Genomic DNA, 24,090 nt, shown 5'->3' on the forward strand with positions numbered 1-24,090 from the left:
AGCAGACTTATCACTAAACCCAGACTGATCGGCCAGTTGTCGATGCTCGGCGCCTTGAGTCTGGCCGGCAGCGTGCATGCCGCTGGGGCTTTTACCGAAGAGTCGCCGTGGATGACCGGTGACTGGGGTGGGGCCCGTACGGAGTTGCTGGAAAAGGGCTACGATTTTTCGCTGGAATACGTAGGGGAAGTTGGCAGCAATCTCGACGGTGGCTACAACGACGACACCACCGCACGCTACAGCGACCAGTTCGCCCTGGGCGTGAAGATGGACCTGGAAAAGATTCTGGGGTGGAAGGATGCGGAGTTCAAGCTGGCCATCACCGAGCGTAGCGGCCGCAACATCTCCAATGACCGGATCGGCGACCCGCGTGCCGGCACCCTGAGTTCATCCCAGGAAGTCTGGGGCAGGGGCCAGACCTGGCGGCTTACCCAGATGTGGTACAAGCAGGGTTATTTCGACGACAAGCTCAACGTCAAGATCGGCCGCTTCGGCCCTGGCGAAGACTTCAACAGCTTCCCGTGCGACTTCCAGAACCTGGCGTTCTGCGGTTCGCAGGTCGGCAACTGGGTGGGCAACATCTGGTACAACTGGCCGGTCAGCCAGTGGGCGTTGCGTATCAAGTACAACATCACCCCGGAAGTGTATGCGCAGGTGGGCGTGTTCGAGCAGAACCCCTCGTACCTGGAAACCGGTAACGGCTTCAAGCTCAGCGGCAGCGGCACCAAGGGCATGATCCTGCCGGTTGAACTGGTATGGACGCCCAAGCTCAACGACCTGCCGGGCGAGTATCGCCTGGGCTACTACTACAGCACGGCCAAGGCCGACGATGTGTATGAAGATGGCAATGGCCAGGCGGCTGCGGTTTCCGGCGCCAGCTACAAGTCCCACAGCAGCAAGCACGGCGCCTGGATCGTCGCCCAGCAACAGTTGACCAGTCACAACGGCAGCGCCGCGCGTGGCCTGAGCATCTTCGCCAACGCCACCGTGCACGACAAGGACACCAACTTCGTCGACAACTATCAGCAGATCGGCCTGACCTACATGGGGCCCTTCGACGCCCGGCCCAAGGACGACATCGGTGTGGGCATCGCGCGCATCCACGTCAACGACGACGTGCGCAAGAATCGCCGCCTGGTTAATGATCTGAACAACATCGAAGACTACGACAATCCGTCATACCTGCCGATCCAGGACACCGAGTACAACGCCGAGATCTACTACGGCTTCCACGTGACCAACTGGCTGACGGTGCGGCCCAACGTGCAGTACATCAAACATCCTGGCGGCGTGAACCAGGTGGATGACGCACTGGTGGCCGGGTTGAAGATCCAGTCCAAGTTCTGATTTGTGGTGTGCGCTTTCCGGGCGACTCAGGTCGCCCTTTTTTTCGACCTAGTAACGGGCTCACCGTAGGAGCGGTCATCGGCCGCGAATGCTGCCCCGCGATGAAACTGGCACACCGCGGTGTTCTTTTCGCGGCCGCTGACCGCTCCTACGTGGGATCAGGGGCTTATTCATCCCATTTACCTGCGGTTTGACCGTAGGAGCGGTCATCGGCCGCGAAAGGCTCGCTGCGGTGAATCTGATCCACCGCAGCGTTTTTTTGCGGCCACTGACCGCGCCTGCAGATCCATGTCCTTTGCCTGCATTCAGTCCAGGCCATCCCCAGCCGGGTAGCGACTCACGTTCAGGCTTTCCTTGATCTTCCTCAGGTGCGGCTGGAAATCCACGCCGCGCCGTAGCGTCATGCCCGTGGCCAACACATCGAGCACAGTCAATTGCACGATGCGCGATGTCATCGGCATATAGATATCCGTGTCTTCAGGCAGGGGTATGTTCAGGCTTACGCTGCTGGCCTTGGCCAAGGGCGAGCCTGCTGCCGTCAGCCCTAGCACCGATGCACCGTTTTCCCGTGCCAGGCGGGCGACTTCCACCAGTTCGCGCGTGCGCCCGGTGTAGGAGATGATCACGAACAGCTCGCCGGTATGGGCAACCGACGCCAACATTCGCTGCATGAGGACATCGGCATGGGCCGACACCGCCAGGTTGAAGCGAAAGAACTTGTGTTGGGCATCGAGCGCCACCGGCGCCGACGCGCCGAGGCCGAAGAAGTGGATCTGGCGTGCCTGGATCAACATGTCCACGGCGCGGCTGACCAGCGCCGGATCGAGTTGCTGGCAGGCGCTGTCCAACGAAGCGATGGCACTGCCGAAAATCTTCTGGGTATAGGCCGCCGGGTCGTCGTCGGCTTCTACCGCGCGACTGACGTAGGCTGCGCCACTGGCCAGGCTTTGCGCCAGTTGCAGCTTGAGCTCGGGGTAGCCGCTGACGCCGAAGGAACGACAGAAGCGGTTCACCGTCGGTTCGCTGACCTTGGCGGCCTGCGCCAGAGCGGCAATACTGAAGCGGGTCGCCTGCTGCGGATTGAGCAGAATGACCTCGGCCACCTTGCGCTCGGCCTTGTTCAGCTCATCGAGGCGGCTCTGGATCTGTTCCAGAAGATTTCGCACACGGTCCATGGTATGTCCTTGGGTCTACTGCAGCGCCAGCGAGCATGTCTGGCCAGGCTGTCTTCACGGGTGGCTTATCCTACTGGGGGGCGCAGTGCGCCACCACCCGTATCTGCCTGAATGGGTAAATGTTGTGGTTATTACTACATTCTGCCTTGAATCGTCCCCTGAAAAAGGGTATTTCTACGTCAACTTGATAGAAGAACAAACATCATGCCCTCAATGACCGCAGGATCATGCACCTTTGCTCTTTTTGGCGCCCTGGGCGACCTGGCATTGCGCAAGCTGTTTCCGGCTCTATATCAACTCGATCGCGCGCAGTTGCTGCACGCCGATACACGCATTCTCGCCCTGGCCCGCGAGCCCGGCGACGAAGCCCATCACCTGGGTGTCATCGAGGCAGGGTTGCGCAAGTTCGTTTCCGACGCCCAGCTCGAGCCCGACGCGGTGCAGCGTTTTCTGGCGCGGCTGAGCTATGTGCACGTGGACTTTCTGGATGCCGACACCTACGTCGCACTGGCCGAGAAAGTCGGTGACGCCGAACAATTGATCGCCTACTTCGCCACACCGGCGGCGGTCTACGGCGCCATCTGCGAAAACCTGCACAAGGTCGGCCTGACCGCGCGTACCCGCGCCGTGCTGGAAAAGCCTATCGGCCACGACCTGGAATCCTCGCGCCGGGTCAACGATGCCGTCGCGCAGTACTTCCCGGAAAATCGGGTCTACCGAATCGACCACTACCTGGGCAAGGAGACGGTGCAGAACCTCATTGCCCTGCGCTTCGCCAACAGCCTGTTCGAAACCCAGTGGAACCAGAACTACATTTCCCACGTTGAGATCACCGTCGCGGAAAAAGTGGGTATCGAAGGGCGCTGGGGCTACTTCGACCAGGCCGGCCAGCTGCGCGACATGATCCAGAATCACCTGCTGCAGCTGCTCTGCCTGATCGCCATGGACCCACCGGCCGACCTGTCCGCCGACAGCATTCGCGATGAGAAGGTCAAGGTGCTCAAGGCGCTCGCGCCATTCACCGCCGACGGCTTGACCCAGCAGGTCGTGCGTGGCCAGTACATCGCGGGCTACAGCGAAGGCCGTCCGGTGCCGGGTTATCTGGAAGAAGAAAACTCCAACACCCAGAGCGATACCGAGACCTTCGTCGCGCTGCGTGCCGATATCCGCAACTGGCGCTGGGCCGGCGTGCCGTTCTACCTGCGCACCGGCAAGCGCATGCCACAGAAGCTGTCGCAGATCGTCATCCACTTCAAGGAACCGCCGCACTATATCTTCGCGCCCGAGCAGCGCCTGCAGATCAGCAACAAGCTGATCATCCGCCTGCAACCGGACGAAGGTATATCGCTGCGCGTGATGACCAAGGAGCAAGGCCTGGACAAGGGTATGCAACTGCGCAGCGGGCCGCTGCAACTGAATTTCTCCGACACCTATCGCAGTGCGCGCATTCCAGATGCGTACGAGCGATTGCTGCTGGAGGTGATGCAGGGCAATCAGAACCTGTTTGTCCGTAAAGATGAAATCGAATATGCGTGGACATGGTGCGATCAGCTCATCGCCGGCTGGAAGAAATCCGGCGATGCTCCCAAGCCGTACGCGGCAGGTTCATGGGGGCCGATGAGCTCGATTGCCCTGATCACACGCGATGGGAGATCCTGGTATGGCGATATCTGATTTGCAGTTCCCCGAGGGGGTCAAGGTTCACGATTGCGTGAGCGCACCGTTGCTGGCCGAAGCCCTGGCCGGCAAGGTCGCCGAGCAACTGCGCCAGGCGATCGAGCGCCAGAACGTGGCAACCCTGGTGGTTTCCGGCGGGCGCAGCCCGGTGGCTTTCCTGGAGTGCCTGGCGCGTCAGAGCCTGGACTGGTCACAGGTAGTGATCTCCCTGGCCGACGAGCGTTGGGTGCCCATCGAGCACGCCGACAGCAATGCCGGCCTGCTCAAGCGCCACCTGCTGGTAGGCGCGGTCGAGCAGGCACGTTTCGTCAGCCTGTACCACACCACGTCCAGCCAGGAGGAGGCCGCCGCAGTCGCCGATGACCTGCTCGGCCAATTGCCGCCGATCGACGTGCTGGTACTGGGCATGGGCGATGACGGGCACACCGCTTCGTTGTTTCCCGATAGCCCCAACCTTGAACAGGCTCTGGCGCTGGACAGCGAGCGCCGCTGCTGGCCCATGCTGGCGCCGAGCGTACCGCATCAACGCCTGAGCATGAGCCGTGCGTTGCTGGCCTCGGCCCGTTTCAAGGTGCTGTCGGTGCAGGGCGAAAGCAAGTTGACCACGCTGCGCACTGCACTGGCCGGCGACGACGTGGCGCAGATGCCTATCCGCGCCTTCCTGCACTCCGCGCTGGATATCTACTGGTGTCAATGAATCAAGGAACCGCCGCTATGATCACCACCGAACAACAGCAACGCATGGTCGACAAGGTTGCCCGGATCGACGCCCTGGCGGCGCGTGCGCGAATTCTGCCGGTCATCACCATTGCCCGTGAAGAAGACATTCTGCCCCTGGCCGATGCCTTGGCGGCCGGGGGGCTGACCGTACTGGAAGTGACCCTGCGCTCGGCACTCGGGCTTAGGGCCATCCAGGTGCTGCGCGAGCAACGCCCGGAACTGCTGGTCGGTGCTGGTACGGTGCTGACCCGCGAAATGCTCGCCGCAACCGAGCAGGCCGGCTCGCAGTTCACCGTCACCCCCGGCGTGACCCAGGACATGCTCGAGGCCGGTGTGGAAAGCTCGTTGCCGTTGCTGCCGGGCATCAGCAGCCCGTCCGAACTGATGATGGGTTACGCGCTGGGCTATCGCCGCTTCAAGCTGTTCCCCGCCGAGGTGAGCGGTGGCGTGGCTGCCATCAAGGCGCTCGGCGGGCCCTTCCCGGAAGTACGCTTCTGCCCGACTGGCGGCGTCGGCCCGGGCAACATCAACAGCTACATGGCTCAATCCAATGTGATGTGCGTGGGCGGCTCCTGGATGCTCGACAGCCAGTGGATTGAAAACCGCGATTGGGCACGCATTCAGGAGTGCAGCGCGCAGGCGCTGGCTCTGCTCGACTGATTCGACTTCGTTAGGCGCTTCACGCTTGTCTTTCAGTGCGCTCGGTCGGCGCACTTTTTTTTGCCTGAAAGAAAGTTGCCAGACGGTTCAGCGCCCATCGGCGATGCGCGGCTTGCCATGCTTGACCCGCAGCGGATCGAGCAGGTCGGACAAGCCGTTGTGATCGATTTCCTGCATCAGCGCCAGCAGCCCACCTAGTTCACCTTTAGGAAAACCCTCGCGGGCGAACCAGTTCAGGTAATGCCCCGGCAGGTCGGCGATTACTCGGCCCTTGTACTTGCCGAAGGGCATTACGAAGGTCACCAGCGATTCAAGTTTTTCGGGGTTCATGACTGAATATTCACAAGGGTGTGGGTCTGCAAAAACGGCGTTGCGCGAGGTTACATGCATTCTGCACGGTCACAAAGTCGTCGATCATGCATAAAGACAGCTTCGGAAAAACGTCGGCTATGTTAACTCTTTGATATATATCATTTTTGTTTGCTTTGGAAGCTGGCACGAAGGCTGCTGTATGGACAGCATCCCAACGCGGTTTCCGATTTCCACAGGAATTCAAAAAGATGAATGATTCTGCCAAGACGGTTGTTTCCATCCTGAACAAGCTTATCGAGACCTGCAAGGACGGCGAGGAAGGCTTCAAGACCTGTGCCGAAGACATCAAGAATCCCGAACTGAAGGCTTTGTTCACCAAGCATTCCCAGGAATGCGCCGAAGCGGCCGGTGAACTGCAGGCCGAGGTCATCGCACTGGGCGGCACCCCGGAAGACTCCACCAGCGTGAGCGGTGACCTGCATCGTCGCTGGGTCGACGTCAAATCGATCTTCACCGGCAAGGATGAAGAAGCGGTGCTGAACGAAGCCGAGCGCGGCGAAGATGTGGCTTTGAAAGCTTACAAGGAAGCCTTGACCGAGGCGCTCCCGGCCAACATCTTCACCATTGTCGAGCGTCAGCTTGCCGGTGTGCAGCGCAACCATGATCAGGTCAAAGCCCTGCGCAACATCGCTCGCGCCAGCAGCTGAGCAGTCACGCTGTCGCTGTAAAGAAAACGCCCGCATCGGGCGTTTTTTGTTGGTCGATGTTCAGTGGCTGGCCGGCAACGCCGGTGTTCTGGAACCGTCGGTGCGATGGAACAGCCGCTCCAGTTGCAGATAGATCACAGGGGTGGTGAACAGCGTCAGCATTTGGCTGATCAGCAGTCCCCCCACCACGGCGATGCCCAGTGGCTGGCGCAGTTCGGCACCGGCGCCATAGCCGAACATCAGGGGTAGTGCGCCCAGCAGTGCGGCCAGTGTGGTCATGATGATCGGGCGGAAGCGCGTCAGGCAGGCTTTGTGAATCGCTTCACGGGCGTCCAGCCCTTCGCTGCGCTGCGCATGCAGGGCGAAGTCGATCATCAGAATGCCGTTCTTCTTGACGATCCCGATCAGCAAGACCAGGCCGATCAAGCCCATGATGGAAAAATCCTGTCCCCATAGCCATAGCAGCAACAAGGCACCCAGCCCAGCCGATGGCAGGGTCGAGATGATGGTCAGCGGGTGAACGAAGCTTTCGTACAGCACGCCGAGAATGATGTAGACCGCCACCAGTGCGGCCAGAATCAGCCAGGGCTGGCTGGCCAGCGAACTCTGGAAAGCCTGGGCAGCGCCCTGGAAGCTGCCGGCGATAGAGGCGGGCATGGCCAATTCGGCTTGCGTGCGTTCGAGCAAACCGACGGCCTCGCCCAAGGCCACGCCGGGCGCCAGATTGAACGACAGGTTGGCCGCCGGAAACAGGCCATCGTGGCTGATCGACAGCGGGCCCTGAGTGGGTGCCTCAACCTTGGCCACGGCCGACAGCGGCACCATTTCGTTGGTCAGGGGCGAGCGCAGGTAGAAGTACTGCAGACTCTGCGCCTTGCCGCGCTGATCGGCCTTGAGTTCCAGAATGACCTTGTACTGGTTGGTTTCGGTCTGGAATTCGTTGATCTGGCGCTGACCGAATGCATCGTACAGCGCCTGGTCGATGTCGCTGGTGGTCAGGCCGAAACGCGAAGCTGCCACCCGATCGATGCTGATGTGGGTCACGCTGCCACCCAGCTGCAGGTCGTTGGACAGGTCGCGAAAGGCCGGGTTGGCACGCAGTCGTTCGGTCAGGCGTTCGGTCCACAGGTTCAGGCTCGGCCCGTCGTTGCTCTTGAGCACGTACTGGTACTGGCTGCGGCTTGGCCCGGCGCTCAGGTTGATGTCCTGTCCGGCGCGCAGGTAAAGCACCACGCCAGGCACCTGGGCGAGCTGGGGCCGCAAGCGGTCGATGAATGCGCTGGCCGACACGTCGCGTTCGCTCTGTTCCTTGAGGCCGATCCAGAATCGCCCGGTGGCGATGGTCTGGTTGCTGCCGGTTACGCCCACGGCGTGGGAATAGGCCCTGACCGCCGGATCTGCACCGATGATACGGGCTAGGGCAAGGTGTTTTTCCTGCATGTCTTTGTAGGAAATGTCGGCGGCCGCTTCGGTCGTGCCGAGAACGAAGCCGGTGTCCTGCACCGGGAAAAACCCCTTCGGGATGAGCACGTAGCCCGCCACCGACAAGGCAACGGTCAAGCCGAACACGGCCAGGGTGATGCCCTGGTGAGCCAGTGCGCGGATCAGACCTTTGTCGTACCAGGCCAGCAGGCGCTCACTGAAGCCCGCGCGTGCGGCGTGTGCGGGGCGGCGCATGAACAGCGCGCATAGCGTCGGTGCCAGGGTCAGGGAAACCACCACCGAAATGAGGATGGTAGAGGTTGCCGTCAGCGCGAATTCCTTGAACAGGCGCCCGACCACGCCGCCCATGAACAGCAGTGGAATGAATGCAGCAATCAGCGAAAAGCTGATCGACACTACCGTGAAGCTGATCTCGCTGGCGCCCTTGATCGCCGCTTCACGCATGCCATCGCCAGCCTCCAGATGGCGATGGATGTTCTCCACCACCACGATCGCATCGTCGACCACGAAACCGACACTGATGACGATGGCCACCAAGGTCAGGTTGTTCAGGCTGAAACCCATCAGGTACATGGCGGCGAACGTTGCGATCAGCGAAACGCCCAGCACGCTGGACACGATCAGCGTGGCCGACAACTGGCGCAGGAACAGGGCCATGACGGCCACCACCAGCAGCACGGCGATCAGCAGCGTCAGCTCCACTTCGTGCAGGGATGCACGGATGGTCTGGGTGCGGTCGTTGAGTACGGTGACATCCACGCTTGCCGGCAGCATCTCCTGCAGGCGTGGCATGGCGGCCAGTATGCGGTCGACCGTGTCGACGATGTTCGCACCGGGCTGGCGGAAGATCGTCAGGTTCAAGCCTGGCTGATCACCCGACCAGGATTGCACATAGGCGTTCTCCGCACCCTTGATCACGGTTGCGACGTCCTTGAGTTGTACCGGTGCGCCATTACGGTAGGCCACCACCAGCTGCGCGTACTCATGAGCCTCGAAGAGCTGGTCGTTGGTGGCCAGTGTGGACACGCTGGTGTCACCGTACAGAGCACCCTTGGCCAGGTTCAGGCTGGTCTGTTGGATGGCACCGCGCAGGTCGGCAAGCGTCAGCTCCAGCGCTGCGAGGCGCTCTGGGGCTGCCTGCACACGGATCGCCGGGCGTTGCTGGCCGGTGATGTAGACCTGGCCAACGCCCTCGATCTGGCTCAGTTGCCTGGCCAGCAGGGTTTCGGTGTAGTCGCTCAACACGTGGGTGGGCATCTGCGCCGAACTCACGCTGAGGATCAGCACCGGGCTGTCTCCCGGATTGACCTTGCGCCAGGTCGGCAGGTTGGGCATGTCCTGCGGCAAGCGTCCGGCTGCCGTGTTGATCGCCGCCTGGACCTCCTGGGCGGCGGTGTCGATGCTTTTGCTCAGGCTGAACTGCAGGATCAGGTTGGTCGAGCCCAGGGCGCTGCTGGAGGTCATCTGGGTCATGCCGGGAATGGCGCTGAACTGCACCTCCAGCGGCGTGGCCACCGAAGACGCCATGGTCTGTGGACTGGCGCCGGGCAGTTGCGCGTTGACCTGGATGGTCGGAAAGTCCGCTTCGGGCAGTGGCGCGATCGCCAGCCGGGTGAAAGCCAGGCCACCGAGCAACACCAGCGCTAGGGTCAGCAGCACGGTGGCCACCGGATGGTCGATGCACCAGGCGCTGATCGAGCGCCCGGTGCTCATCGCAAGGTCGCTGCGTTGTCCACCGTTGGCTCGAGCACCTGTACGCGGGCTCCCGGCCTCAACCGCGATTGCCCGTCACTGACCAGCACGTCGCCCGCAGCAACGCCGTCTATCAAGCTTTGGGTCGACGTCTGGTAGCGCACCTGCACCGGCACCTGCTCGACTTTGGCGTCTGTCACGCGGTACACATAATGGCCTTCGATACCGCGCTGCACTACGGGCAACGGCACCACCAGAGCGTTGCGTTCGACGCCGACCTGCAAGCCGACACTGACCAGTTGGCCTGGCCACAAGGTGTGTCGGCCGTTGTGAAACTCGGCCTTGGCGCGGATGGTTCCGGTGCTTGCGGCAATCTGATTGTCGAGCAGCGTCAGGTGACCCTCACCCACCAGCTTGCCCGTTTCGGTATCGCCATCGAGGTAGGCGCGCACCACTGCCGGCTGCGGCCGGTCGAGCAAGGACTGCAACGTCGCCAGCTCCTGCTGGGGGAGCGAGAATTCCACTGCGATGGGGTCGATCTGGGTCACTGTGAACAAGCCTTCGGCATCGCTGACACGCAGGAAGTTGCCCGGATCCACACGGCGGATACCGACCCGACCGGTTACCGGAGAGTGAATCTGGGTGTAGGACAACTGCACCTGAGCGGCAGCGATGGCGGCCTGATTGCCTTGCAAGGTCGCGGTGAGCTGGTCGAACAGGGCCTGTTGTTCGTCGAGCAACTGGCGCGAAATACCATTGTCGCGACTCAGGTCCTTGTAGCGGCGCAGATTGACCCCTGCCACCTGCAACTGCGCCTGGCTCTGGCTGGCTTGCGCCCGCGCCTGAGCAAGGCTGGCGCGAATGGCACGATCGTCGATGCTGGCCAGCGCATCACCCTTGTTCACCCATTGGCCTTCCTTCACGGCGACCTGCGCCAGAACCCCATCGACCTGCGCGCGCACGGTCACGCTGTGCAGCGAAAGCACCGAGCCGATACCGGTGAGATAACGCGGCACATCGGCCTGCACCACGGTGATTACACGCACCGGGATGGGCATTGCCGGCACTGGCTTGTTCGCTGCAGTGCGATCAAGCAGCAGCCAGGCCGCGCCTGACACGACGACAAGCAGCAAGCCTGCCAGTAACAGCGGTCGGATGGCTATGCGCATGCGTATCGGACACCGGCAGGGGGAAGAGCTGGCAGTTTGACCTTAGTCGCGTCGCCTTGCCAAGCCCAAGCCCCGGCGTGATTGGTCGTGCGCAGGCCACGCCTGCCGCGCGCTCCTGATTCGGAAGGGAAAAAATCGTTCGGCTTCGCTGGAAATACACCAACAGTATCTATCGGGTTTTTCCTACGAGTTGCGCTGAATAGACCTATAGCGCCGCCCAGTTGATCACCAGAGACTTTCTTCCTTACAACAAGTCGATAAATGAAGGAAGGCCAGTGATCGTTATGGACTGTGTGAAGTATGGCAAAGGATTGCTGCTGGCGAGTCTGATTCCCGTGATGCTGGCGTTGCTGTACGTCAGCACGCTGCCGGCGGCGATCAAATGCTGTGCATTTCAACTGGCCCTCGCCCTGGGCATGCTGGTGTTGCTGTCGACCCGCGTGCCGTGGGTAAGGGTGCTGGTGGTCGCCTCGTTCATGCTCAAGTTCGCGGCCCTGGAGGCCCTCGACGAGAAAGCTGGCAACGTGCCGTTCATCAGTATTCTCTACGCATTCATTTTGCTGTGACGCTACTTGCCCTGTACCGAATCCCACGGGGTCACGAACGCCTTGCGGCTCTGTTTTTGGTACAGGCAGAGTTCTGCGCCAGGCTGGTTCTTCATGTGCGCCTGCGGGTAGCGGCCTTGAATGAGCACTGCGGTATAGCCCACGCGGTCTTCGAACTCGGCGGGAGCGCTGGCCACTCGGGCCTGTTTCAGCGTGGTGGCTTCCAGGCAGGTGCTGGCGACGCGCTTGTCGTGTTCCGCCCACGCCTGGTCGGTCGATGCCATCGCGTGGGTGGTGAAGCCGCCGAGTGCGAGCAACAGGGTCAGGTAGGTTTTCATGGTCGTGGTTCCTGCGCCTTGTGAACAGGCAGCCATTATGCCCAACTGATGTTCATATGCGTACCTGGACGCCTGCGCCAGGCCCCGGCTGTTTCAGCGTGCCTGCTCCGTGACGAAGCGCGCCGCGGTGATCAGGCAGCCGGTGAGTTCCGGAGAGGAAAACTTGGTCAACACCGCGTTGGCACCGGCCAGGCGCGCCTTCTCGCTGTTCATCGTGCTGTCCAGCGAGGTGTGCAGCAGGACGTAGAGGTCCTTGAAGTCCGGTGTATCGCGCAGGGTGCGGGTCAGCGCATAGCCGTCCATTTCCGACATCTCGATATCCGATACCAACACATTGATCTGCGCATCGGTACCCTGCAGCTCCAGCAGGCAATCGATCGCCTCGCGGGCGCTGCGCGCCGTGCGGCATTCGATGCCCAGTGTGCGCAGGGTGATGAGCGACTGCTGCAGCGCCACATGGCTGTCGTCCACGACCAGAATCCTGGCGTTGGCAAGGCAGCGCGCGTCGGCATCGCTCAAGCGTTGAGGGTCGCCCTGCAGTCGCGCCGGGGCGATACCGTGGATGACTTTCTCGATATCCAGCACCTGCACCAAGGCACCGTCCACCTGGGTAACGCCGGTGATGAACGACTTGGTACCCGAGCCGTAGGGCGGCGGACGAATATCGGTGCTCAGGCAATGGACGATGCGGCTGACAGCCTGTACGTGAAGGCCCTGCTTGGAGCGGCTGACGTCGGTGACGATCAGGCAACCGCCGGAAGGGTCGAGCAATGGCTGTTCACCGATCGCTCGGCTCAGGTCGATGACGGACAGCGCCTGGCCACGCAGGGTTGCCACGCCCTTGACGTGCGGGTGCGCTTCGGGAAGCCGGGTCAGGGCAGGGCAGGGGATGATCTCGCTGACCTTGAGCAGGTTGATGGCCATCAACTTGCCGCTGCGCAAGGTGAACAGCAACAGCGAAAGGGAATCTGCGCGGGCGTTCTGGGATGCCATGTGAACCTTCTTGATGAAACCGATGCAGGGCCGTGAACAGCCGACCCATCGAGTGCGTTGCCTATGTATCGACTCGGCGTGCGCAGGCTTTAACGCGATCGTCGACAGGCTGCGAGCAGGGTCTTAACGTCGGTTTAATCGACAGAGCATAACTGTAGCGAGGTTGGCGGAAATCTCTGGTTACATCGTATTTCCGGATTTTTCCTACAGTCGTCCGCGCGAGTCAGCGTGTAGACTGGCGCCCATCGAAAACCCGCCCGTTTTGGCCTGTGAAGGGAAAGCTGCAATGAACGAAGTCAACTTGCGCCTGAACCGCGAACGCCGTTTCCTGGTGCTGCTGGGAGTGATCTGCCTGGCCCTGATCGGCGGCGCGCTGTACATGCAGATCGTGCTGGGCGAGGCGCCATGCCCGCTGTGCATCCTGCAACGCTACGCCCTGTTGTTCATTGCCCTGTTCGCGTTCATCGGCGCGGCCATGCGCGGCCGTACCGGCGTGACTTTGTGCGAAGGGCTGGTGGTGCTCAGTGCGCTGGGCGGTATCGCAGCTGCCGGCCGCCATGCGTGGGTGCTGGCCAATCCAGCGGTCAGCTGCGGCCTCGACACGTTGCAACCCATCGTCGACGGTCTGCCCCTGGCCAATCTGATGCCCAGTGTGTTCCAGGTGCAGGGGTTCTGCTCCACGCCCTATCCACCGGTGCTGGGCCTGTCGCTGGCGCAATGGGCGCTGGTAGCTTTCGTGATGACGGCTATTCTTGTACCACTGGGCATCTATCGCAATCGCACTCGCCGCTGAGTATTCCAGCACGCACGCCCGGTCATTATTCGTGCCGGAATCCGATTCCCCGTTGATGGGGTAAAGGCGCGAATGTGGCAACGTGTCGCCCTTGAGTTTGCAAAAGCCTCGTAATTACGGGCCTTTGCAAGGGTTGGCTGGGGTGCGACATCGTGTCGCAAGGCTTTGAAAGTGCGTCGGATTGTTGCATAATTTGGAAATACCTGTTGCCGGATTAGTCGTAGTCAATGGGTAATAGGCTCACTACAATCGCGGAAATTTCAGTGGGTCAGTGCCTCAAAAAGGGCAGGTCAGGTGGTCGCATGCACCAATGACAGGCACTTTTCGTACCGTTGGCACTGCCTGGCTGAACCCTTGCGTGGTCCGTGCACTCAAGGGAAGGAGTATGCAGCCCTTCGGCTGCGCACGTCATGACAGCTGCACCGCTCCAGACCGGTCTTGTCATCCCGCAGCAACTGCGAGCCTGGCATGTCCGTATTCAATCCCGATATAAATGCTGGCGCTTGGCAGGTCGAAGTGTTGGCTACCAAAACACAATTGCATTGAAGCAAGCTGCTCTAGAGGTCGTGAGATGAGTAAAAAGCGTTACCCCAGACTGTTTGGCATACTGCCCTTTTTAGGCATGCTTTTTCTCGGCGGGTGCAAGTGGACCCTGATCGACTCGAAAGGGCAGGTGGGCATCGACGAACGCAACCTGATCTACATCGCCACCGGGCTGATGTTGCTGGTGGTGATCCCGGTCATCGTCATGGCGCTCGCGTTCGCCTGGAAGTACCGTGCCTCGAACAAGGAAGCGACCTACACGCCTGAATGGGCGCACTCCACCAAGATCGAACTGGTGGTATGGGGCATCCCGCTGCTGATCATCATCGCGCTGGGTTACGTGACCTATGTGTCGACTCATCACCTGGACCCCTACCGTCCGCTGGAATCCGAGCACAAGCCGGTGACCATCCAGGTCGTGGCGCTGGACTGGAAGTGGCTGTTCATCTATCCGGAACAAGGCATCGCCACGGTCAACAAGATCGTCTTCCCGGCGAATGTACCGGTCAACTTCCGCATCACTTCCGACTCGGTCATGAACTCGTTCTTCATTCCGCAGCTTGGCGGCCAGATCTACGCGATGGCCGGCATGCAGACGCAGCTGCACCTGATCGCCAATGAAAATGGCGAGTTCGACGGCATTTCCGCGAACTACAGTGGTGCAGGCTTCACCGGCATGAAGTTCAAAGCAGTCGCTACGACCCAGGCCGATTTCGATGCATGGGTCAGTGAAGTGAAGAGCGCGCCTAAGCAGCTCGATGCAGCTACCTACGAAGCGCTGGCCAAACCTAGCGAGAAAAACCCGGTCGAGCTGTATTCCTCGTACGTTCCGAACCTGTTCCAGACCATCATCGACAAGTATGAAGGGATGAACCCAGGCAAAGGCGTCAGCCACGAGGGGAAACAGGCCTCGAACGAAGGGATGGACATGGGCAAGAATTCAGCTGCTGGGGCAGAGGAGTAAAAGATGTTCGGTAAACTTAGTCTGGAAGCGGTGCCCTTCCACGAGCCGATAGTGATGGTGACACTTGCCGTCGTTGCGCTGCTCGGGGCGGTGGTGTTCGGTCTGATCACCTATCACAAGAAGTGGACGTACCTGTGGACCGAGTGGTTCACGTCGGTCGACCACAAGAAAATCGGCGTTATGTACATCGCCGTTGCCCTGGTCATGCTGTTGCGGGGCTTTGCCGACGCCATCATGATGCGCTCGCAACAGGCTGTGGCCACTGCTGGCTCGACCGGCTTCCTGCCGCCCGAGCACTATGACCAGATCTTCACCGCTCACGGTGTGATCATGATCATCTTCATGGCCATGCCATTCATGATCGGTCTGATGAACATCGTCGTGCCGCTGCAGATCGGCGCACGCGACGTAGCCTTTCCGTTCCTGAACTCGGTCAGCTTCTGGCTGTTCGTGGTCGGCGCGCTGCTGGTCAACATCTCCCTGGGGGTCGGCGAGTTCGGCAAGACGGGCTGGGTGGCGTATCCACCGCTGGCGGGCATCCAATACAGTCCCGGAGTCGGTGTCGACTACTACATCTGGGCATTGCAGATATCCGGTCTGGGTACATTGCTGACGGGCGTCAACTTCATCGTCACCATCCTGAAGATGCGTGCGCCCGGCATGACCCTGATGAAAATGCCGGTGTTCACCTGGAACTGCCTGTGCACCGCTGTACTGATCGCTGCATCGTTCCCGATCCTCACCGCTGTACTGTTCATGCTGACGCTTGACCGTTATCTGGGCTTCCACTTCTTCACCAACGAGCTTGGTGGGAACCCGATGATGTACGTCAACCTGTTCTGGGCCTGGGGTCACCCCGAGGTGTACATCCTTATCCTGCCGGCATTCGGTGTGTTCTCGGAAGTCACTTCAACGTTCTGTCGCAAGCGCCTGTTCGGTTACGTGTCGCTGGTATGGGCAACCATCGCCATCACCGTGCTGTCGTTCATCGTCTGGCTGCACCACTTCTTCACCATGGGTTCGGGTGCCAACGTCAACGCCTTCTTCGGCATCATGACGATGGTGATCGCGATCCCGACGGGTGTGAAGATCTTCACCTGGCTGTTCACCATGTACCGCGGCCGCATCGAGTTCACCACTCCGATGCTGTGGACCATCGGTTTCATCGTGACCTTCAGCATCGGCGGCATGACCGGCGTTCTGCTGGCAGTGCCCGGTGCTGACTTCGTGTTGCACAACAGCCTGTTCCTGATCGCTCACTTCCACAACGTGATCATCGGCGGTGCGGTATTCGGTTACCTGGCCGGCTTCACTTTCTGGTTCCCGAAAGCCTTCGGCTTCAAGCTCAACGAGCGCCTGGGCAAGTACTCCTTCTGGTGCTGGCTGGTAGGTTTCTACCTGGCGTTCATGCCGCTGTACGTGCTGGGCTTCATGGGCATGACCCGTCGCCTGAACCACACCGACAACCCAGACTGGACGCCGTGGCTGTACGTGGCTTTCGTCGGCGCGCTGTTCGTGGCCGCCGGTATCGGCTTCATGCTGCTGCAACTCTATGTCTCGATCCGCGACCGTCATCTGAATCAGGACGTCTCGGGCGACCCATGGGATGGCCGTACCCTGGAGTGGTCGACTTCGTCGCCACCACCGTTCTACAACTTCGCCGAGCAACCAGTGGTTTCCGACCTGGACGCTTACTGGGGCATGAAGGAACGTGGTGAAGCCACTGCCAACGCTGCGGACTACAAGCAGATTCACATGCCGCGCAACACCGGTATGGGCGTGCTGATGTCGTTCTTCGGTCTGATTCTGGGTTTCGCTGCCATCTGGCACATCTGGTGGGCGGCTGCGATCGGTCTGGCCGGCATGGTCATCACCTTGATCGTGCGCAGCTATGACGATGACATCGACTACTACGTACCGGCTGAAGAAGTCGCTCGTATCGAAGGTGAACGCATGGCTCGCCTGGCAAACGCCGCACGAGTTGATTCTCGTCTGAACTCCACGGTGGAGAAGGCTTAAACAATGTCTAACGCAACCCTAAACGCGGAAGTGGCTCACGAGCACGAGCACGGTCACGACGATCATGATCATCACGATTCCGGGGGCATGACTGTCTTCGGTTTCTGGATCTACCTGATGACCGACTGCATCCTGTTCGCGTCGATCTTCGCCGCCTACGCAGTACTGGTTAACAACGTTGCCGGTGGCCCCTCGGGCCACGACATCTTCGAGCTGCCGTTCGTGGCAGCCGAAACCGCACTGCTGCTGTTCAGCTCCATTACCTATGGCTTCGCCATGCTGGCGCTGCACAGCAACGACAAAAGCGGTGTGATGAAGTGGCTGTTCGTCACTTTCCTGCTGGGCGCAGGCTTCATCGCGATGGAAATCTACGAGTTCCACAAGCTGATCGAAGAGGGCTTCGGCCCGCAGCGCAGCGGCTTCCTGACCGGGTTCTTCACCCTGGTCGGTACCCACGGCCTGCACGTGACCAGCGGTTTGATCTGGATGGCGGTGCTGATCGCCCAGGTCAAATCCAAAGGCCTGACCGCAACCAACAACACGCGCATGAGCTGCCTCAGCCTGTTCTGGCACTTCCTGGACGTGGTCTGGATCTGCGTGTTCACCGTCGTCTATCTGATGGGAGCTCTGTAAATGGCAAACCCTCATACCACTTCGGCCGGTAGCAGCCACGGTAGCTACAAGTCGTACATGATCGGTTTCGTGCTGTCGGTCATCCTGACCGCGATTCCGTTCGGCCTGGTGATGTTTCCGAGCATGTCCAAGGAAGCCACCCTGTGGATCGTGATGATCTTCGCGGTGATTCAGGTGCTGGTTCACCTGGTCTACTTCCTGCACCTGGACCGCACGTCCGAACAGCGCTGGAACGTGATTGCCTTCGTGTTCTCTGCGTTGATCATCGCGTTCCTGGTAGGCCTTTCGCTGTGGATCATGTTCAGCATCCATCACTTCATGATGGCGAAGTAAGGAACCCGGACATGTCCGTAAAGCACTTTATCCAAATCACCAAACCGGGGATCATTTTCGGTAACGTGCTTTCCGTGGCAGGTGGGTTCTTCCTGGCCTCTCAAGGGCATGTCGACATCGGGCTGTTTCTGGCCACGGTGATCGGTACATCGCTGGTAGTGGCGTCGGGCTGTGCATTCAACAACTGCATCGACCGTGACATCGACGTGAAGATGGAGCGCACCAAGAATCGCGCGTTGGTTCAGGGGCAGATTTCGGTGAAGGTCGCACTGATCTTCGCCACGCTGCTGGGGGTTGCCGGGATGGTCATGCTGTACGCATTGGCCAACCCGCTGGCGGCCCTGTGCGGCTTGATCGGCTTCGTCATCTACGTGGGCTTCTACAGCCTTTATCTGAAGCGCAAGTCGGTGCACGGCACCCTGGTCGGCAGCCTGTCCGGTGCCATGCCTCCGGTGATCGGTTACGTGGCAGTGAGCAACAGCTTCGATCTGGCGGCATTGACGTTGCTGGTGATGTTCAGCCTGTGGCAGATGCCCCATTCGTATGCGATCGCAATCTTCCGCTTCAACGATTACCTGGCGGCTTCGATTCCGGTGCTCCCGGTCAAGCGGGGTATCGTGGTGGCGAAGAAGCATATCCTGATCTACATCCTGGCTTTCCTCCTGGCGACGCTGATGCTGACCCTGGGTGGCTATGCCGGCATGAGCTACCTCGCAGTTGCCGCAGCCATGGGCATGTACTGGTTGTACATGGCCTGGACAGGTTACAAGGCGGTCGATGACAAGGTCTGGGCGCGCAAGCTGTTCGTGTTCTCGATCTTCACCATCACCGCGTTGAGCGTAATGATGTCCCTAGATTTCAAGGCGCCGGGCGAGCTGTTGCTGACCTACGCGCATTGATCCTGCTGCAGCGATAAAAACGCCCCGGACCGAACAGTTCCGGGGCTTTTTTTTGGGGCAAAGGTTGGGTCCGCACCGCATATTGCGCTTTACATCCCCGCATCGGCCCCGTTATCTTTCGGGCTGGCCACCGCAGTGGCCAACGTCGCTCGGACGGTTCCGGGCGCTTACGTATCCGAGGAAGTCATGGCCGAACCTGTTCGCCCGCGCCGCTTTGCGCGCATCGATCGTCTCCCCCCCTATGTGTTCAATATCACCGCCGAGTTGAAGATGGCTGCGCGTCGGCGCGGCGAAGACATCATCGACCTGAGCATGGGCAACCCCGACGGCGCCACGCCACCCCATATCGTCGACAAGCTGGTGACCGTTGCCCAGCGCGAAGATACCCACGGCTACTCCACTTCCCGCGGCATTCCGCGGCTGCGCCGGGCCATTTCGCGCTGGTACAAGGACCGCTATGCGGTCGATATCGACCCTGAAGACGAAGCCATCGTCACCATTGGCTCGAAAGAGGGTCTGGCGCACCTGATGCTGGCCACGCTCGACCAGGGTGATACCGTGCTGGTGCCCAACCCCAGCTACCCGATTCATATCTACGGTGCGGTGATCGCCGGCGCCCAGGTGCGCTCGGTGCCGCTGGTGCCGGGCGTGGACTTCTTCAACGAGCTGGAGAGGGCGATCCGCGAATCCATTCCCAAGCCGAAGATGATGATCCTGGGCTTTCCATCCAACCCGACCGCGCAGTGTGTGGAACTGGATTTCTTCGAGCGGGTGGTGGCCCTCGCCAAGCGCTACGACGTCTTGGTGGTGCATGACCTGGCCTATGCCGATATCGTCTACGACGGCTGGAAAGCGCCGTCGATCATGCAAGTGCCGGGCGCCAAGGACATCGCCGTCGAATTCTTCACCCTGTCCAAGAGCTACAACATGGCTGGCTGGCGGATCGGCTTCATGGTCGGCAATCCCGAGCTGGTCAATGCGTTGGCACGCATCAAGAGCTACCACGATTACGGCACGTTCACGCCGTTGCAGGTCGCAGCCATCGCCGCGCTCGAAGGCGATCAACAGTGTGTGAAGGACATCGCCGAGCAGTACCGCCAGCGCCGCAACGTGCTGGTCAAAGGCTTGCACGAACTGGGCTGGATGGTCGAGAACCCAAAGGCGTCGATGTATGTCTGGGCCAAGATTCCGGAGGCCTACGCGCACATGGGCTCGCTCGAGTTTGCCAAGAAGCTGCTGGCCGAAGCCAAGGTCTGCGTCTCGCCCGGCATCGGCTTCGGTGACTATGGCGACGACCACGTACGTTTTGCGCTGATCGAAAACCAGGATCGCATTCGGCAGGCCGTGCGTGGCATTCGCCAGATGTTTCGCAACGACAAGAGCTGACGCTCTACCCTGGCATATCGTGCCACTCGTACTGCATCTGGCGAGCGGTGAGGCGCGCCGCATCGGCACCGAGCAGGCGTGCCACCAGATGCAGGCTCATGTCGATGCCGGCGGAAATCCCGGCGCTGGTGACCAGGCTGCCAGCATCGACATAGGGCACATTCTCCCGCACATCGAGGTCCGGGTAGCTGTCGCGCAGCTCCTGGATGTCGGCCCAATGGGTGGTGACGCTCTGCCCCTCCAGCAGGCCAGCCTTGGCCAGGATCAACGCGCCACTGCATACCGAAGTGAGCAACCCGGTCGTCGCCGCCATCCGCCGCACCCACGCGAGGGTATTCGGGTCATTTACAGGTTGATCGATCACGCCCCCCGGCACGATCAGCACATCGCTGTGCACCTCTTCATCGAACTGGGCGTCGGGCTGCACCCGCAGCTCGTAGCGGGCGGTGAGCAGGTCGCGACTGGCCGCAACCGTGCTGACCACGAATGGCGCGTGAATGCTCAAACCGTCGCGCAGCGCAACGCGGGTGGCAACGCTGAACACTTCGTACGGCCCGGCGAAGTCGAGAATCTCGATACCGGGGTAGAGCAGGATGACAACCTGCAAGGGGCGGTCGAAAATCTGCAGTTCGGGGGGCAAGGCCTTGGACATACGGTCACTCCAGTCTGGAGCACGCATCATCGAGCTGAACGGTAAAAGGGTAAATGACAGTTACCCCACAGATCCTGCCAAAGTGTCGTGATTGCTTGCATCGCACGTTTGCGCGGCCAGGGCTGAAATTGTTTCTCGACGTTGCAATTGCCGAACATCACCTTTTTAAATGGCAACCTGATCCTGGCTTTTGGCCGATTGCGCGTAAACTTATCCTTCTTCGCGAGGCGGTCGACCATCACCGCACTCGTCCGCTGTGCCTCTGGCCAGTCATCGGCCAGGCTTCATCTTCACTTTCAGGATCATATCGTCATGACCAAACGGCTCACCAGCGCTCTGCTGGCTTGTGTATTGCTCGGCTCCAGCGCTGCCCACGCGCAGAAGGCGCCACCACCGGTGCAGTTGTCCCTGCTCGGGTCCGGCGGCGTGGTCAGTGCCATGCAGACCATCGTCGTCGAATACGAAAAAGCCACCGGCATCAAGGTCACCGTGCTGCCTTCACCTGCCATCGGCGACAACCCCATGGCCATCTCCAGTCGGCTGGAGCGCGGCGAGCGTGCCGACCTGGTGCTCACCGAAGACGCCGCGTTGAACAAACTCATTCAATTGGGTGAAGTGCAGCGCGAACCTCGCGTGGATGTCGGCAAGTCCTTCATTGCCATGGCCGTACGCCAAGGTGAGGCCAAGCCAGACATCGGCAGTGTCGACGCTTTTCGCAAGACGCTGATAGACGCCCGCTCGCTGGCCTACTCCAACAGCACCAGCGGCCTGTACCTGTCGCACCTGCTGTTTCCGCGGATGAAACTGGCCGAACAGCTTCGCGACAAAAGCAGCCTGGTAGACAGCGAACCTGTGGGTGCCGTGGTTGCTCGGGGCGATGTGCAACTGGGTTTCCAGCAATTGAGCGAGCTCAAGGCGGTACCGGGCATCGATATAGTCGGCCTGATTCCCGATGCGGTGCAGAAGATGACTTTGTATTCGGGCGGTGTCACGCGTACCAGCGCCCACCCTGAAGAGGCCGCCGCATTGCTGCAGTACCTGAGCACACCGGCAGCCCGTCTCGCCATTCAGGAAAGCGGGCTTACGCCGGTGCATTGATCACGCCGGGCGCCAACGGTGGTCTAGAGAATCTTCACAGTATGAAAGGCCACGGTGTCATAGGGCACGGTTACTTCCTGCTTGTCCTTGAGCTGGGGGTGGGTGGCAATGATTTCGCGGACTCTCTGGTAAATCGGCTCTTGCTGTTCAGGGGGGAGGGTGGCGATGAAGCTGATGGAGCGCACCCGGTTGAGAATCACGTCTTCCGGCGTGCCGGTGTGCGAATGGCTGAAGTGCTTTTCCACCAGCGGGTGGGCGAAGCCCTTGTGCGGGAACATTTCACGCCACTGTTGGGTGTAGAACCGCGGGCTGTCACCGGCCACCGCGCTGACCACGTCCGCCACCTGACGTACCCAGTCCTCGCGGGTATCGCGCAGGTTCCAGATCATTCCCAGGCGTCCGCCGCGCTTGAGCACCCGGTGGATTTCCTTCATGGCCTCGGGTTTGGCAAACCAGTGGAAGGAATGCGCGCAGATCACCGCGTCCACCGATTCGTTTTTCAACGGGATCTCTTCGGCGGCACCCTCGAGTATCTTCACGTAGGGCTTGTCGCCCCAGTTGAGTTCCAGCTTCTCGCGCATGGCGGAAACCGGTTCCACCGCGAACACCTCGGCGCCGATATCGACCAACCGCGGAATGAACTTGCCAGTCCCCGAGCCCAGGTCGAGTACAGTTGTATGGGGTGGGTCCCATTTGCTGTGCGGCTTGATCTGCATGATCTCGCGCAGCCAGTTGTCGAGTTCCTTCGGGTAGTCCGGGCGCCCCTTGTCGAATGAGCTGGCACCCTGCAGATAGCCTTTTACAGCCATCGATGGAAGGAGTTTGAGAAGTTTTTCGGTCAAGCTCTTGGGGTTTGTGGTGCTACTGTTTTTGTCGAAATTGCTCATGTTCGCCCTCGCACGCTTGCTAGCGCGGTTGTTGTCGCCAGGCTGATCGCACAGCGCAACGCCCAACCAGCCACGGTGGGCGTTATAAGACAAAGCGTAGCCCAAGGTCGTTGAGGTAACCTTTAATTCGTGCAGGGTGGGGTGAAACCGGATCAGCGTCCGTCGGAAAGTGTCTGGGCAACCGATGCCTCTGCCTGCTCGTTCAGCCACTGTCTGAAGACGGCGCACTTCGTGCTTTCTTCCGGCAATCGCGGGTACAGCACCACGTACTTCGAACCATCGCGAGTGAAGCCGAAGGGCGCTACCAATTGCCCGGATGCCAGTTCCTCTTGAACCATCAACAGTGACGCCACGCTCACGCCCAACGCAGCAGTAGCGGCCTGCAGGCACAGGTAGAAATGCTCGTACTCGACGGTTGCCACTTCCCCTGGCACTTTCTTCGCCAGTCGCAGCCACTGCTCCCAGGCAGCCGGTCGTGTGCTGCTGCGCAGCACGTGCACACCACTCAATCGCCTCACCGATTCCGCCAAGGCGGGCGCGCAAACCGGACCGACCCATTCAGGACACAACGCAGCACTTTCGACTGAATCGTCCCAGCGAAAATCGTCGCGTCGAATGGCCAGGTCAGCGCCGCATCGAGAAAAGTCGATCGGCCCACCCGCCGCCAGCAATTGAATCTGGATCTGCGGGTGCGCCTGATGGAAGGCAGGCAGGCGGGGAATCAGCCATTTCATCGCAATCGTCGGTTCGCAGGACACTACCAGCGTGTCTTCGCGCGCTTTTTGCTGCACCTGGCGGACCGCCTGCTCCAACTGCTCGAACATCGGCTGCGTGACGTCGTGCAGCAGCCGTCCTGCGTGGTTGAGAAAGACCGCACGATTGCGCCGATCGAACAGCTCCACCCCCAACGCGTCTTCCAGCGAGCGAATCTGGCGGCTGACCGCGCCGTGCGTCACGTGCAGTTGCTCGGCCGCCTTCATGAAGCTTTGGTTCTGCGCAGCGGCGTTGAAAAAGCGGAAAGAGGCGAGGGGCGGAAGGCTCATACGAACGACGAAATCTCACAGGTTTCGACGACTATAAATCGTTTTTTCCTGCCTGCGCAAAA

General features: G+C 60.5%; 22 protein-coding genes and 1 pseudogene. 14 read left to right on the top strand and 9 right to left on the bottom strand.

What is annotated here, in order from left to right; translation table 11 throughout:
- The first annotated feature begins 42 nt into the window (after nt 1–42).
- Nucleotides 43–1,347 carry a carbohydrate porin gene (locus IFT44_RS04910; protein WP_244646990.1) on the top strand — a complete coding sequence of 435 codons (1,305 nt, stop codon included), beginning with the start codon at nt 43–45 and terminating at the stop codon, nt 1,345–1,347.
- Nucleotides 1,348–1,652: 305 nt separating this feature from the next.
- On the opposite strand, the gene hexR is transcribed toward IFT44_RS04910, so the two are convergent.
- Nucleotides 1,653–2,513 (bottom strand): DNA-binding transcriptional regulator HexR, encoded by an 861-nt coding sequence (hexR, locus tag IFT44_RS04915; protein ID WP_185794215.1) that lies wholly within the window; start codon nt 2,511–2,513, stop codon nt 1,653–1,655.
- Nucleotides 2,514–2,726: 213 nt separating this feature from the next.
- On the opposite strand from hexR, the gene zwf reads away from it, so the two are divergent.
- Genes zwf through IFT44_RS04930 form a run of 3 tightly spaced genes read left to right on the top strand, consistent with a single transcriptional unit; the run spans nt 2,727 to nt 5,579 of the window.
- Nucleotides 2,727–4,196 carry a glucose-6-phosphate dehydrogenase gene (gene zwf, locus IFT44_RS04920; RefSeq protein WP_122479598.1) on the top strand — a complete coding sequence of 490 codons (1,470 nt, stop codon included), beginning with the start codon at nt 2,727–2,729 and terminating at the stop codon, nt 4,194–4,196.
- Nucleotides 4,183–4,896 (top strand): 6-phosphogluconolactonase, encoded by a 714-nt coding sequence (pgl, locus tag IFT44_RS04925; protein WP_192053518.1) that lies wholly within the window; start codon nt 4,183–4,185, stop codon nt 4,894–4,896. The genes zwf and pgl overlap by 14 nt, the downstream gene beginning before the upstream one ends.
- Nucleotides 4,893–5,579: a bifunctional 4-hydroxy-2-oxoglutarate aldolase/2-dehydro-3-deoxy-phosphogluconate aldolase gene (locus IFT44_RS04930; protein ID WP_185794099.1), complete on the top strand. Its 687-nt coding sequence runs from the start codon at nt 4,893–4,895 to the stop codon at nt 5,577–5,579. The genes pgl and IFT44_RS04930 overlap by 4 nt, the downstream gene beginning before the upstream one ends.
- 87 nt (nt 5,580–5,666) lie before the next feature.
- On the opposite strand, the gene IFT44_RS04935 is transcribed toward IFT44_RS04930, so the two are convergent.
- Entirely contained in the window at nt 5,667–5,909 is a 243-nt protein-coding gene (locus IFT44_RS04935; protein ID WP_122479595.1) for a DUF3820 family protein, read from the bottom strand.
- Between the two features lie 230 nt (nt 5,910–6,139).
- Between IFT44_RS04935 and IFT44_RS04940 the strand changes: the two genes are divergently transcribed.
- Nucleotides 6,140–6,598 (top strand): ferritin-like domain-containing protein, encoded by a 459-nt coding sequence (locus tag IFT44_RS04940; protein ID WP_122479594.1) that lies wholly within the window; start codon nt 6,140–6,142, stop codon nt 6,596–6,598.
- A 60-nt stretch (nt 6,599–6,658) separates the two neighbouring features.
- On the opposite strand, the gene IFT44_RS04945 is transcribed toward IFT44_RS04940, so the two are convergent.
- Both IFT44_RS04945 and IFT44_RS04950 read right to left on the bottom strand, forming a co-directional pair.
- Complete coding sequence (locus IFT44_RS04945) at nt 6,659–9,754, bottom strand: multidrug efflux RND transporter permease subunit (protein ID WP_192104286.1); 3,096 nt, start codon at nt 9,752–9,754, stop codon at nt 6,659–6,661.
- A complete protein-coding gene (locus tag IFT44_RS04950) occupies nt 9,751–10,902 on the bottom strand; it encodes an efflux RND transporter periplasmic adaptor subunit (RefSeq protein ID WP_192175537.1) in 1,152 nt (383 codons plus the stop codon). Before IFT44_RS04950 ends, IFT44_RS04945 begins: the two co-directional genes overlap by 4 nt.
- A 275-nt stretch (nt 10,903–11,177) precedes the next feature.
- Here IFT44_RS04950 and IFT44_RS04955 point away from each other — a divergent pair, with 275 nt between their 5' ends.
- Nucleotides 11,178–11,468: a hypothetical protein gene (locus tag IFT44_RS04955; RefSeq protein ID WP_163007611.1), complete on the top strand. Its 291-nt coding sequence runs from the start codon at nt 11,178–11,180 to the stop codon at nt 11,466–11,468.
- A gap of 2 nt (nt 11,469–11,470) precedes the next feature.
- Here the strand turns inward: IFT44_RS04955 and IFT44_RS04960 are convergent, their stop codons facing one another.
- Nucleotides 11,471–11,785, bottom strand: coding sequence for a hypothetical protein (locus tag IFT44_RS04960; protein ID WP_192175538.1), 315 nt, complete (start codon nt 11,783–11,785; stop codon nt 11,471–11,473).
- 93 nt (nt 11,786–11,878) lie between these two features.
- On the bottom strand, nt 11,879–12,778 hold the full coding sequence (locus tag IFT44_RS04965; protein ID WP_122479589.1) for a chemotaxis protein: 900 nt from the start codon (nt 12,776–12,778) through the stop codon (nt 11,879–11,881).
- A gap of 286 nt (nt 12,779–13,064) precedes the next feature.
- Between IFT44_RS04965 and IFT44_RS04970 the strand changes: the two genes are divergently transcribed.
- The 7 genes from IFT44_RS04970 (at nt 13,065) to alaC (ending at nt 20,348) form a co-directional block, all read left to right on the top strand.
- A complete protein-coding gene (locus tag IFT44_RS04970; protein ID WP_122479588.1) occupies nt 13,065–13,571 on the top strand; it encodes a disulfide bond formation protein B in 507 nt (168 codons plus the stop codon).
- Nucleotides 13,572–14,142: 571 nt separating this feature from the next.
- Nucleotides 14,143–15,078, top strand: coding sequence for a ubiquinol oxidase subunit II (cyoA, locus tag IFT44_RS04975; RefSeq protein ID WP_122479587.1), 936 nt, complete (start codon nt 14,143–14,145; stop codon nt 15,076–15,078).
- A 3-nt stretch (nt 15,079–15,081) separates the two neighbouring features.
- On the top strand, nt 15,082–17,097 hold the full coding sequence (gene cyoB, locus IFT44_RS04980) for a cytochrome o ubiquinol oxidase subunit I (RefSeq protein ID WP_122479586.1): 2,016 nt from the start codon (nt 15,082–15,084) through the stop codon (nt 17,095–17,097).
- Between the two features lie 3 nt (nt 17,098–17,100).
- Nucleotides 17,101–17,730, top strand: a complete 630-nt coding sequence (locus IFT44_RS04985; RefSeq protein ID WP_122479585.1) for a cytochrome o ubiquinol oxidase subunit III — start codon at nt 17,101–17,103, stop codon at nt 17,728–17,730.
- Nucleotides 17,731–18,063 carry a cytochrome o ubiquinol oxidase subunit IV gene (cyoD, locus tag IFT44_RS04990; protein ID WP_122479584.1) on the top strand — a complete coding sequence of 111 codons (333 nt, stop codon included), beginning with the start codon at nt 17,731–17,733 and terminating at the stop codon, nt 18,061–18,063. It abuts the gene before it with no gap.
- Between the two features lie 11 nt (nt 18,064–18,074).
- Nucleotides 18,075–18,962 (top strand): heme o synthase, encoded by an 888-nt coding sequence (gene cyoE, locus IFT44_RS04995; RefSeq protein ID WP_122479583.1) that lies wholly within the window; start codon nt 18,075–18,077, stop codon nt 18,960–18,962.
- 186 nt (nt 18,963–19,148) lie between these two features.
- A complete protein-coding gene (gene alaC, locus IFT44_RS05000) occupies nt 19,149–20,348 on the top strand; it encodes an alanine transaminase (protein ID WP_122479582.1) in 1,200 nt (399 codons plus the stop codon).
- Nucleotides 20,349–20,352: 4 nt separating this feature from the next.
- Here alaC and IFT44_RS05005 read toward each other — a convergent pair whose 3' ends face one another.
- Complete coding sequence (locus tag IFT44_RS05005; protein WP_122479581.1) at nt 20,353–21,000, bottom strand: DJ-1/PfpI family protein; 648 nt, start codon at nt 20,998–21,000, stop codon at nt 20,353–20,355.
- A 312-nt stretch (nt 21,001–21,312) separates the two neighbouring features.
- Between IFT44_RS05005 and IFT44_RS05010 the strand changes: the two genes are divergently transcribed.
- On the top strand, nt 21,313–22,098 hold the full coding sequence (locus IFT44_RS05010) for a substrate-binding domain-containing protein (protein ID WP_122479580.1): 786 nt from the start codon (nt 21,313–21,315) through the stop codon (nt 22,096–22,098).
- A 23-nt stretch (nt 22,099–22,121) separates the two neighbouring features.
- Here the strand turns inward: IFT44_RS05010 and IFT44_RS05015 are convergent, their stop codons facing one another.
- On the bottom strand, nt 22,122–22,985 hold the full coding sequence (locus tag IFT44_RS05015) for a methyltransferase domain-containing protein (protein WP_342214262.1): 864 nt from the start codon (nt 22,983–22,985) through the stop codon (nt 22,122–22,124).
- Between the two features lie 82 nt (nt 22,986–23,067).
- Nucleotides 23,068–24,028 (bottom strand): annotated as a pseudogene (locus tag IFT44_RS05020) (LysR substrate-binding domain-containing protein).
- Between the last annotated feature and the right edge of the window lie 62 nt (nt 24,029–24,090).

The sequence above is a fragment of the Pseudomonas sp. CFBP 13710 genome, assembly GCF_014842235.1.
In the GTDB taxonomy this organism is placed as follows: Bacteria; Pseudomonadota; Gammaproteobacteria; order Pseudomonadales; family Pseudomonadaceae; genus Aquipseudomonas; species Aquipseudomonas baltica.